This is a genomic window from Chryseobacterium sp. IT-36CA2 (genome assembly GCF_949767875.1).
Classification (GTDB): Bacteria; Bacteroidota; Bacteroidia; order Flavobacteriales; family Weeksellaceae; genus Chryseobacterium.
In genome coordinates, this window is the sequence record NZ_CATKPG010000026.1 from 17,136 (window position 1) to 29,760 (window position 12,625).

Below are 12,625 nucleotides of genomic sequence, written 5' to 3' on the forward strand. Positions count from 1 at the left end.
GGCGATACGATTCTAAAAACACAAATGATGAAAAAAAATTTATTACCTTGACTTGTTCCCTCATTCAAGGCGATGTAAAAGTACGACATATTTTATAAATACAAAAACATTTCCCTCCTTTTTTAAAACTTTAAGAAAACTTTATGATTTTTTATGTTTTTTTGAGTTCACATCCCAACTTAACAAATCACAACCAACTCCCCTATTTAATGTAAAAATATCGTTTAAATAACCTATAACCTATTAATTATTTACAAAATTAAACGATTGTTTAAATAGATAATATTCTACTTTTCCTATTTTTTACCATTTTAAAAATAGGAGTTATCTACACTATTTTATGAGATATCTCTACAATTTGATCTTCAAAATTTCAAAGATTTTGTGAGCGAAAAAACATTGGCAATTTTTATTCTATTTACTCATTTAAAAGCAAAAATTCTATAGAAATAACAATCTTCCATTTTATCCAGATAAGTTTTAGAATTTTGCCTTCTTTTTATCCATTCAAAAGAAACTTTTGCAACTTGAGAAACACTTCAATCCGTGTAAAAAATAATCTAATCCAATCAAATAACATACTTTACAATCTACATTTAAATCCACATTTTATAAAATAAAATATTGAAAGTCAAACTAAATCTATCAACAACCACTTATATCTCACTAATAAAAGAAAAAATTTTTTGTTTATTTAAAACATCTGTGTATTTTAGATAAAAATATTAATATGATTTTTGACAAACTAATTAACCACTTAAAACTCGATAAACAGGAATTTATTTTCCAGTTCAACTCCCATCCCAATTACCCATCTGCACTGGCTTTCAGTGACACCCTTAACTTTATGGGGGTAAAAAATGACGCTTATGAACTAGACAAAGAATATTGGGACGAACTTCCGGGAGAATTTATTGCCATTGTTGAGAACTCATTCTCACTTGTAAAAAAATCAGGAGGCAATTATTCAGTATATTCAGAAAAAGCAAAAACCTTCGGCAAAGAGGAACTTTATACCAAGTCAACAGATTTCGTACTTCTATTTGAAAAAACGGAAAATGTAGAAAATAAACTGGCATTCAATTTCAAACCCGTTCTTTACATCATTTTTGCAGCTGTACTTGCTTATTCATTGATAAGCCAAAGTATTTATGAAGCCATCTTCAATCTTCTTTCTTTGGCTGGAGTCTATATTTCACTGGAAATCTTCAATCAGAAATTCGGAAATACATCTACAGTAATCGGTAGTATATGTGGTGGCGGAGGTGCTGCTGCAAGCCAGACAGCCAACTCATGTGATAAAATTATAAAGCAGGATAAAACCAGTATTTTAGGGTTGAAATTTGCAGATTTTTCTCTGATCTATTTTGCCGGACTTGCAGTATTAGGTTTGTTCTTACCAGCAACAGCCTATCTTGTAAAAGGATTTACTTTCGTTTCTGTACTGGCAATAGGCTATTCTCTATACATTCAGGCTTTTGTAGAAAAGACATTTTGTAGAGTCTGCCTTTTGATTATTTCAATCCTTGTGGGACAATTGGTGATCAGCAGCTTATTCTTCCAAAACCTGTCTTTCAGCGTAGGAACTCTTCTATTGACTGTAATTCTATGGGCACTTGTTTTTTCTGCGGTTATTTATTTCAATACATTGCTTGAGCAAAAAGAATCTCTTCAGAAATCGAATGCGAAAAATCTTAGATTCAAAAGAAACTATGAGCTTTTCAAAAACCAGATGGAGCAGAATCAAAAAATCGAATTCCAGGATACAGAAACTTTTGCAGTGGGGAAAAGAGATGCTAAACTTCGTATTTCTATTGTTTCCAATCCGTATTGCGGGTTCTGTAAAGATGCCCATAAACTGGCAGAAGGTCTTCTTGAAAAATATCCGGAGAATATTTCTTTACAGATGAGATTCAATTACAGCCCTGAAAGAGCACCGGAAAAATACACACAACTTATTTCAGACCTTACTCACATTTATCACAACAAACCTGAAAAAGAATTTTTACATGCAGTAGAAGAATGGTTTGAAACGAAGGACGAAAGCAAGATTAATACTCTTTCCGGAGGAAACGTAACATCAGAAAATCTGAATCCGCTGGTGGAAATGTCTAAGGAGAATAGTAATGCAGGATTAAGCTTTACTCCCATCTTTATTATCAACGGATATCAGTTCCCTGACAAGTACGATCGTGAAGATATTTTATTCTTTATTGATGAATTAATAGAGGATGATGAGATTTAGTAAATAAATCTTACCGATTCAAAAATTTCACTATCTTAGGAAAAACAAAATAACCATCTGAAAAGATGCAAGAGAGCAGAAAAACAGTGATAAATGGGACTATTTTCAGTTTCCATTTCATTGAATTATAATTGAATTAAAGCAAAAAATGTCGTCATCCCTTGACGGCATTTTATAATGAGTAGTAGTTTTGAAAAAAAAATTTCCATTTTATAAGCAGCCAGACACTAAAGATTGCGGTCCTACATGTCTTAGGATCGTAAGTAAGTATTACGGTAAAAGTATATCCCTGCAGCAGATTCGTAACCTTTCCGAAACAACACGTGAAGGAAGCAGCCTTCTTGGACTAAGCGATGCGGCAGAAAACCTTGGATTCCGATCAATGGGGGTCCAAATCGACTTCAATACCCTTAAAGAAGAGGTTTCTTTTCCATGTGTTGCACACTGGAATAAAAATCATTTTGTTGTTGTTTATAAAATTGATAAAAACAACAAAGTATACATTTCAGATCCCAGTTACGGACTAATCACCTATACACGCGAAGAATTCATAAAATCATGGATTGGAGAAAATGCCAACGAAAATACAGAAGAAGGAATTGTCCTGATTCTTGAAACAACTCCCGCATTTTTCCAGACCGAATTTGATGCTGAAGAAAGTAAAGCCAGCTTTACTTTTCTTTCCAAATATCTTTTTAAGTACAAGACACTTGTTATTCAGTTAGCCATAGGGCTTTTAGGAGGAAGTTTACTGTCCCTGATATTCCCGTTTCTTACTCAAAGTATTGTAGACGTCGGGATACAGAACCAGGACATTAATTTTATCTATGTCGTTTTACTTGCACAGATCATGCTTTTCCTGGGAAGAATGGGAATTGAAACCATCCGAAGCTGGATTCTTCTTCACCTTTCAGCAAGAATTAATATTTCAATTATCTCTGATTTCTTTATCAAACTGATGAAACTTCCGATAAGTTTCTTTGATACGAGAATGACAGGAGATATCATGCAAAGGATTAATGACCACCACAGAATCGAGCAGCTTCTTACCAGTTCATCATTAAATACCCTGTTCTCACTGGTGAATCTTATCATTTTCAGTATTGTTTTACTGTTTTATGATTACAGACTTTTCATCGTTTACCTTGTTGGAGCGATATTGTATATCGGCTGGATCAGCTTCTTCCTGAAAAAAAGGAAAGAACTTGATTACAAAAGGTTCTCACAAGTCTCCCAGGAGCAGAGTAAAGTAATTGAGCTCATCAACGGTATGCAGGAAATTAAAATGCATAATGCCGAAAAACAAAAAAGATGGGACTGGGAATTTCTTCAGGTAAAACTGTTTAAAATCAGAATAAAATCCCTCTCACTGGAACAATGGCAGTCTGTAGGAGGTAACTTTATTAACCAGATGAAAGATATCCTGGTGAGTTTTCTTTCGGCAAAACTTGTTTTAAGTGGAAATCTTACTTTGGGGATGATGCTTTCAGTTCAGTATATTATCGGACAGCTGAACAGTCCTCTCCTACAGCTCATCGACTTTATCAAGCAGACTCAGGATGCTAAAATTTCCCTTGAAAGATTAGGGGAAATTCATGATAAAGATGATGAAGAGGATAAAAATGAGCAGTATGTGACAGATGTTCCAAAGAGAGATATAGAGATCAAAGATATGTCATTCCGATATATTGGCTCTGATGTTCCTGTTTTTGAAAATTTAAGCCTTACCATTCCCTATCAGCAGACCACAGCAATTGTAGGAGCCAGCGGAAGTGGTAAAACAACCTTGCTGAAACTGTTGATGAAGTTTTATGATCCTGATCAAGGTGAGATCAGAATCGGGAATACCAATATGAAAAATATTTCTCCGAGATATTGGAGAGATCATTGTGGAGTCGTAATGCAGGAAGGGTATGTTTTCAACGACACTATTGCCAATAACATTGCTGTAGGTGAAGATCATATCGACAAACAAAAGTTGAGACGTGCTGTAGAAATAGCTAATATCAAAGAATTTATTGAAAGTCTTCCTTTAAGCTATAATACAAAGATCGGTAATGAAGGTGTTGGAGTCAGCGGCGGCCAGAAGCAGAGACTTTTCATTGCAAGAGCCGTTTACAAATCTCCTGAGTATATTTTGTTTGATGAAGCCACATCAGCACTGGATGCTAATAATGAGAAAGTGATTATGGAAAACCTTGAGCAGTTCTTTAAAGGCAAAACTGCTGTAGTAATTGCACACAGACTTTCCACGGTAAGACATGCAGATAAAATCATTGTACTGGATCATGGAAGAGTGGTAGAAGAAGGAAGCCATGCTGAGCTGGTAGATTTAAGGGGAGAATATTACAGACTTGTAAGAAATCAGCTTGAATTAGGCAGCTAATCAACATATAGTGGTATCCGAAAAGCTTATAGAGTAGGAAAAATTAAAAACTAATATTTATCATGAAAAATCTAAAAAAACTTTCGAGAAAAGATTTGACACTTGTCAGCGGAGGGGTAGTTATTCCAGACAGAAACTGTTGTGGATCCTGGTGTCTTGGCAGTTGGGTACCATGTCGTATAAAACATTTTGAGTGCCCGCCAGATTCAGACACATCAGCACCTGAGTGGTATGATGGCAACTGTCCGTTTATTTAAATTATATTCCCCCTGAAATATTGGGGGAAATTTTACTACAAAACAATGAAAGAAGACGTTTTAGACAATATTGAACTCCGCTCAGAAAGCGTACAGGATATTCTTACCCAGCCACCACATTGGATGATCCGCTGGGGAAATACTGTGATATTTATTATCCTCCTGCTGATTCTCTTCATGAGCTACATTATAAAATATCCGGAATTTGTTCCGGCTCCCATTATTGTAACTTCTCAGAATCCTCCGGAGAAAATAGAAGCAAGGACCAGTTCCAAGATTGAAAAAATATTCATAAAAGACCATCAGGAAGTTAAAAAGAATGATGTACTTATGGTGATGCAGTCTGCTGCCAATTATAAAGATATTTTAGAACTAAAAAAACTGGTAGATTCCATTACTCCTGATAAGTTATATACCTTTCCTCTTGCCCAGGCTTCAAGATTTAAGTTAGGTGAATTGCAGGGCGAATACAACAGTTTCGCAAAAGCATTCCAGGATGAAGCCCTTTTCACAAGATTACAGCCTTACGCTCCGGAAAATTTGGCTGCCAATCAGAGTATTTCTGAATACAAAGTAAGAATAGCTACTTTAAAACAACAAAAAAATCTGGAATCAATCAAATATGATTTGACCAGAAAAAACTTCAACAGATCTCAGGAACTCTTCAATCAAGGGGTTATTTCGGCCATGGAACTTGAGAATGAAAAGATCAAATATCTTCAGGCTCAGCAAAACCTTGAAAACCTTAAAATTTCCATTTCACAAATGGATGAAGGGATCTCCAATCTTAATAAAACCAAAAGCGGAACTGCCATTAATACAGAAAAAGACAGAATTACATACTCTTCACAAACCTTACAGCTTCTTGAGCAATTAAGAAAATCGTTAAAACAATGGGAACTGAATTATCTTGTTATTTCATCAACAGATGGTGTCGCAAGTTTCCAGCAGTTTTTTGGCGAAAATCAGTTCGTAAAGGTAGGTGAACCAATCCTTTCTATTCTTCCGAAAAATAAAGAGCAATTGGTGGGCAGAATGTCTGTTCCAACCACAAACTCAGGAAAGATCATTCCGGGTGAAAAAGTATTGATCAAATTAGACAATTACCGATTCCAGGAATATGGTATTATTGAAGGAAAAGTACAGAACATATCTCTGATTCCTGATGATAAAGGAAATTATTATGTAGATGTGATTTTACCCAAAGGATTAAAAACAAGCTACAACAAAAAATTAACATTCGATAAAGAGCTTAGAGGTAGCGCAGAAATCGTAACACAAGATTTACGACTCATTGAAAGATTCTTCTATCAAATCAGAAAACTTCTTGGATATCAGGTTTAATAAAATACCTATACAAAAAAACAAAAGCCGTTTTACAGATTGTAAGACGGCTTTTTTATAAATGTATTCTAATGATAGTGTGCCAAAATTTTATTGTAAAGAAAAAGACGATTATATTTTCCCATTTCCTCCCCTATTATAGACGTTTTATCAACGAGACAGGCATTTGCCTTAAAATAATAAATCTTCCAAAAAAGGGTTATAAAAAAGGCTACAGAGAGGGATCAGTAAATATTCATCTATTATATCAAAGTAAAAAGGATGAGGTACAATTGAAATAGGCTCAATATTCCCCTAATGCTCTATTGGAATACTATTATTTATAAAAATGAAAAGATGAAATTGTAGTATTTTTAAAAAGAAAAACCGCAATCATTAATTTAATGATTGCGGTTTATTGTAGCGAAGACGGGAATTGAACCCGTGACCTCAGGGTTATGAATCCTGCGCTCTAACCAACTGAGCTACCTCGCCGTTTTGGTGGTGCAAATATAGAAAATATTTCTTTACCTCCAAAATTATTTTAACTTAAAATATTCCAAAACATCGCCAACATGGTCTGGTTTACTGATAATCTTATTGTTAGCATCTAAAATAAAATACGTCGGAGTTGCATGAATATTGTACGTATCGGTATAACTACTGTTCCATCCTCTCAATTCTGAATCATTCACCCAAGGAAATGCAGCAATCTTTTTAGCATATGAATCTTTATCAACGTCTAAAGACAATCCCACAATCTGGATATTTTTTGATTTCAGATCATTGTATTTTTCCAGAAGTTTAGGCAATTCGCTTTCACAGTGTGAACATGTAGATGACCAGAATACAATGACCTTTTTATCAGCCTTTACATCGTATAATGATTTCGCAGTAGTATTAACTGGTGACTGGAACTTATAATTAGGAAAAGCAGCTCCCATTTCAATGTTTGCATTCGACTTTAATGTAGAAGCAAGCCTGTCTGTTATGGTGCACTTAAGATTCTTAGCAAGGGATAAGTATTTGCTCTTGTATTCATCCATCTGATACACATCAAAAATATCAATCAGTTCTGACAATACAGTCTGCCCTCTTGGAGTTTCCACTTTCAAACGATCTAACAATGCATCAACAGATTTTGTCACATTTGTATTACCTCCAGAGTTCAGATAAGCTACCAATACAGGTCTCAATAATGATGAACTTTCTAACATATCTCCTGACTTATCCAAAAAGTTGATAATCTCCTCCTGGCTTACTTTTTTGGTGGAATCCTGTGTATTAGAAAGAAACTTACTGTAATTGGTGTTATAGTAAGCAATAAACGGATGCTGAGCAGCATCAATAGAGCCTGAATTACCGGAAAGTCTGTCAATCTCTGTTTTCAGAGCTTTTCCAAAATCGGTATTATCTTTATAATATTCTTTGATTTGTGCTAAAGCCGGCAAAATAAGTTCTTTTTTTTGTGAGCCTTCCTGCTGTTTACTCATCAGGTTGTTAGCATCATCCAGATAAATAACATCTTTTACTTTATTATTCTGGATATCCAGTTTAAAGTTCACATTTTTATTTTCAGAAATAAAGCTTACCGTATTATTAGAGCCAGGGAAATAGACTTTCATCATTCCCATATAATTGCTCGGGTACTTAAAGGTCCATGTACTATTCTTACTTTGTTCTTTAGTAACAATAATATCTTTCGAGCCGTTTAATGTATATAGAATAGCGTCTTTGTCTTTAAAGTCTGCCGGAGTCTGAATTGTAACAGTAAACTGTGCCTGTAGAGCAAATGCAGCTAAAATTGCAGATAACGTATAAATCTTTTTCATAAGGTAAAAATAAAAAAACTCTCTGACTAATCAGAGAGTTTAATATTATTTTAATAAAATTTTATGCTTTTACGCTTTTGTACTTTTTTGTATAATAGAAAATAAATACAATTGCTACAATAGCAAGTACATAAAGGTACATATCAATAGGTGAAGCCGGTGATCCTGTTCCATTTCCTCCATTTCCTCCTCCTGATGGTGGTGGTGATGGTGGAGTGTTAGCATATGCTAAAGATACAACAAATAGGAAAAGCGCCAGTACTAGTTTATTAATAGTTTTCATGTGGTTTATTTTAAGATTTTAGTGTTAACAGTTTCTCCCTTATCAGAAACGATTTTTACAACATATGAATTTTTAACTGAGCCATCTAGCTCGATTACAAAATCTCTGGATGTTTCAACCGCTTTTTTAGAGATTACTAGTTTACCGCTCATATCATAAACTTGAATGTCTGCCTTTTTCCAGTTTGGATCAAATCTAACAATATAATTTGTAATTGATGGATCGTAAACTACAAGTGTTTTAGAAACACCTTGAGTTGTTTTACCTGTACCTAAAGTAAGATTACTTGGTTCTCCATAATAAAGATTAGCTTCTGCGTTTGTTACAGGAACAACGTCTCCTTGCTTAGCTTCTATTAAATTACCATTTTCTGCTTTGTAATAGAAACCAATTCCTGAAGATAACTGGTGTGCACCTGCTGGAATTAACTCAGCATTTTCTCTGATTTCGAATTTATAAGACTTCACTTGGTCGTAATAGCTCATTAGCTTAACATTCTTACCCTGGAAGTTATTCTCATTTGCTTCGTTAATATACAACCAATAGTTTTGGTTGTTAGTATCATATCCACCGTTCAATGCTTCTTCATAAGTACCGATAAGATTTGTACCGGCTGAAGACTGAACTGAAGTTGCAGCAGAAATCTGGTGACCTGTTGTTAATCCAGGAGATACAACATAATATGTTCTGGAAAGTTCTTTTCCATTAGCATCTAATCCGATTACACCAAGTTGTTTTATTGAATTGCTTGCTGTCTTGCCATTAGCCATTTTAGCAGCATTCACATTATAATCAGTACCTGAAGTTCTTGCTGTTGATTTGAATCTTCTCAGTGTATTAAAGTTTAAAGTCTGAAGTGTATTATTTCTTAACTTTATTTTAAACGACTGCATAGGTTTTACTACTACCAAATCTACGTCACCAACAACTGGAGCAACTCCATCACCTGTAGGGAAGAAAGTAACTACCTTAGAACCTGTAGCGTAAGTAGAGCCATTTGAAAGAGTTACTACTGTACCTGGGTTATATTCAACACCCCAGATATTTTTCACAGCATTTCCGTCAGTTGTTGTACCAGCTTCAGTATACCCAATACTAGCTAAATCGATATTGGTAAGGAAAGGGTTTCCGAATTGATACATATTCTGCGCAAATGTTCCAGCCCATGGGGTTGTAGTAAATTCAAAACCGTCATCAAGATAAGTATTGTACTTCTCATTGTATTGGTTTGTACTATTACCATTAGTTCCGAACACTACATTAGAGGTACCTAAGTTAGATTTCCCTGCGTTTTGTAATGTTAAAGCACTAGCATATGGTGCATATGGTTTCCCATTAATATTGAATACCGGCGCTGCACCTGCAGGAGTACTTGGATTCCAGTCATCATTTTTAACTCTCAGCATATAATAACCTGAAGGATCCCAAGTAGTTGAAGTAGGAGCTAAATTCAAAGTAGTAATACCAACAGCATTCATATTATCCCATTTCAGAATCGGGTTAGCGTTAGTTCCATTTCTAGTAGTATTGAACGTTTTACCAAGTTCAGTAGATAATGAATTGAAAGCTTTACCAGAGAAAGGCAATGCAACTTGCTGGAAGTAATTACCACTACCATTACTAGCAGTTCTGTATTCTTTTGTTACAATACCTGTAATGTTAGACTGGGAAATTCCGTCGATGAACAACTGACCATATGTAGAACTAGCAAAGGTACCAGGAGTATTAAGCCTTAAAATAATATTACCACCGTCAGTTTTATCAGCTGTACCGGCAGCATCAATTGTTTTAAAAGCATCTGAACCAGATCCTACAACCATTATATTTCCATGTACATCCAAAAGACCATTACCTTTTGTTTGTACACCTCCACCACTATAAACTAGGGTGCCTTCACTCACATACATATTAGCATTAGTGTCAACATGACATAGTATCTGCGCCTGAACAGAATAACTAATTGCTAAAAGACCTATAGCAAATAAACTTTTTCTCATTGTATAAATTATTTGTGTGTTAATACAATCTTTAACTGCAAAGGTATTCTTTTTTTTCAGAAAAAAAAATATTTTTACCTATTAATCAAAACATTATCTTCAGTCAATATGATCTCCTTGTCCTCTCCTATTGAAAACATGTAGTCTTCTAGAACTTTTTCGGTGGTACCTCGAAGCCCTCTGGCACCTAATCCTTTCTCAATAGTTTCCTCTACAATTCTCTCGATTGCTCCATCCGTTATTACCAAATCTGTGCCATCCATCTTGAAAAGTTCCACAAATTGATTCACGATTGAATTTTTAGGTTCTTTCATAATTCTTACAAGCGTCTCTTTCGTGAGTTTATCGAGGTAAGTAATGATTGGAAATCTTCCTAAAAGTTCCGGAATTAATCCGAAAGTACGAAGGTCAATTGCATTAATATTTGTTAATATATATTCGTCTTCGTCTGTTTTGTTGATTTTTTCAGAGCTGAAACCTATCGCCTGCTTGTTCATTCTTCTTTCGATAATCTCTTTGATCCCGTCAAAAGCTCCACCCGCAATAAACAATATATTCTGAGTATTTACCTGAATATATTTCTGATCCGGATGTTTTCTTCCTCCCTGCGGCGGAACATTTACGATACTTCCTTCCAGCAATTTCAGTAATCCCTGCTGTACTCCTTCTCCGGAAACGTCTCTTGTAATACTTGGATTATCAGATTTTCTTGCAATTTTATCAATCTCATCAATGAAAACAATTCCTTTCTCTGCTTTTTCTACATCATAATCAGCTACCATTAGTAATCTGGATAGGATGCTTTCCACATCTTCTCCCACATATCCTGCTTCTGTTAAAATAGTAGCATCTACAATACAGAAGGGAACATTAAGCTCTCTTGCGATGGTTTTTGCCAGGAGCGTTTTACCCGTTCCCGTTTCTCCTATCATGATGATGTTCGACTTTTCAAGCTCCACCTCTCTGTTTTCGTCCTTAGCGTGGAGTAATCTTTTATAGTGATTATATACAGCAATTGAAAGCTGTTTTTTGGCCTGATCCTGCCCGATCACATACTGATCAAGAAATTCTTTGATCTCTTTTGGCTTTTTAAGCTCCTCCATACTATCTGCAGGCGAATATCCTGTTTTGGATGCGCCGTCTTTTACAATAGCATGTGCCTGCTCTATACAATTTTCGCAAATAAAACCATTCTGGCCAGAAATCAGCATCTGTACTTCATTTCTTTTTCTGCCACAGAAAGAACATTGGTTAGAATTCATATGATAATATATATATGTATATGTTAAAGAAAATCGTAAAAAATTACTTTTTTACGATTTTCTGATTGTTAAGAATTAATAATTGAGTTTTGAATCTCTGTATATTCTTCGTTCGTTAATTTTAATCTTTCATTTCTGAAGTTCATATCTTCTATCTTATTTAAAGGAATCAGATGGATATGTGCATGAGGAACTTCAAGTCCTACCACCGCTACTCCTACTCTTACACATGGAACTGCAGTTTTGATCTTCTTGGCTACCTCCTGGGCAAATCCCCAAAGGTTTTTGTATTCTTCACTTTCAAGATCAAAAATCAAATCCACTTCTTTTTTGGGTACTACCAGAGTATGTCCCTTCACCAAAGGCATTGCATCTAAGAAAGCGATAAAGTTTTCATTTTCTGCAATCTTATAAGAGGGAATCTCGCCATTGATGATTTTTGTGAATATAGTGCTCATTTTATCAGAAGTTTGGGTTAGATATTTAGAAGTTTAGAAATAGAAAGGTGTATCAGACTATAAAGAGATGTCTAATACTTCAAAAGAAAGTTTGTTTCCGTTGGGTAAAGTAATTTCAGCTGTTTCACCAATAACTTTTCCTAACAAACCTTTTGCGATGGGTGTATTCACAGAAATCTTTCCTGTCTTCAGGTCGCTTTCGTTATCCGGTACCAATGTAAATACCTGCTCTTGCTTGGTAGCATTATTTTTAAGTTTCACTGTCGTTAAGATAGAAACTTTTGAAGTATCTAATTGGCTTTCATCTATAATTTTAGAAGTCGAGATAACATCTTTCAGCTTAGAAATTCTCATTTCAAGCATCCCCTGAGCCTCTTTAGCCGCATCGTATTCTGCATTTTCCGATAAATCTCCTTTATCTCTTGCTTCTGCGATCTGTTGAGTAATTTTTGGTCTCTCTACAGTTTCCAACTGTTCCAGCTCAGCTTTCATTTTCTCTAGGCCCTCCTTAGTTACATAGCTTGCCATAATTTTCAAAATTTAGTTTTAGTATAAAAAAATAATCCGACATTTGCCGGACAA

Annotated in this window: 9 protein-coding genes and 1 tRNA gene; 3 read left to right on the plus strand and 7 right to left on the minus strand. The window is 34.9% G+C overall.

Annotated elements, in window-relative coordinates; translation table 11 throughout:
• The first annotated feature begins 730 nt into the window (after positions 1–730).
• From ACM6F9_RS21580 to ACM6F9_RS21590, 3 genes are all read left to right on the plus strand, one after another.
• Positions 731–2,245 (plus strand): vitamin K epoxide reductase family protein, encoded by a 1,515-nt coding sequence (locus ACM6F9_RS21580; RefSeq protein WP_414847563.1) that lies wholly within the window; start codon positions 731–733, stop codon positions 2,243–2,245.
• Positions 2,246–2,435: 190 nt separating this feature from the next.
• A complete protein-coding gene (locus ACM6F9_RS21585) occupies positions 2,436–4,631 on the plus strand; it encodes a peptidase domain-containing ABC transporter (RefSeq protein WP_414847564.1) in 2,196 nt (731 codons plus the stop codon).
• 302 nt (positions 4,632–4,933) lie between these two features.
• Complete coding sequence (locus tag ACM6F9_RS21590; RefSeq protein ID WP_414847565.1) at positions 4,934–6,232, plus strand: HlyD family secretion protein; 1,299 nt, start codon at positions 4,934–4,936, stop codon at positions 6,230–6,232.
• Positions 6,233–6,632: 400 nt separating this feature from the next.
• Here the strand turns inward: ACM6F9_RS21590 and ACM6F9_RS21595 are convergent.
• The 7 genes from ACM6F9_RS21595 to greA form a co-directional block, all read right to left on the minus strand.
• Positions 6,633–6,706, minus strand: a tRNA-Met gene (locus ACM6F9_RS21595).
• Positions 6,707–6,750: 44 nt separating this feature from the next.
• Positions 6,751–8,043 carry a TlpA family protein disulfide reductase gene (locus ACM6F9_RS21600; RefSeq protein WP_414847566.1) on the minus strand — a complete coding sequence of 431 codons (1,293 nt, stop codon included), beginning with the start codon at positions 8,041–8,043 and terminating at the stop codon, positions 6,751–6,753.
• A 61-nt stretch (positions 8,044–8,104) separates the two neighbouring features.
• Entirely contained in the window at positions 8,105–8,326 is a 222-nt protein-coding gene (locus tag ACM6F9_RS21605) for a signal peptidase (protein WP_414847567.1), read from the minus strand.
• 5 nt (positions 8,327–8,331) lie between these two features.
• Entirely contained in the window at positions 8,332–10,323 is a 1,992-nt protein-coding gene (locus tag ACM6F9_RS21610) for a T9SS type A sorting domain-containing protein (RefSeq protein ID WP_414847568.1), read from the minus strand.
• Between the two features lie 74 nt (positions 10,324–10,397).
• Positions 10,398–11,585, minus strand: coding sequence for an ATP-dependent Clp protease ATP-binding subunit ClpX (gene clpX, locus ACM6F9_RS21615; protein WP_414847569.1), 1,188 nt, complete (start codon positions 11,583–11,585; stop codon positions 10,398–10,400).
• Between the two features lie 68 nt (positions 11,586–11,653).
• On the minus strand, positions 11,654–12,043 hold the full coding sequence (locus ACM6F9_RS21620; protein WP_414847570.1) for an HIT family protein: 390 nt from the start codon (positions 12,041–12,043) through the stop codon (positions 11,654–11,656).
• Positions 12,044–12,100: 57 nt separating this feature from the next.
• Entirely contained in the window at positions 12,101–12,571 is a 471-nt protein-coding gene (greA, locus tag ACM6F9_RS21625; RefSeq protein ID WP_121490200.1) for a transcription elongation factor GreA, read from the minus strand.
• Positions 12,572–12,625 lie beyond the last annotated feature (54 nt).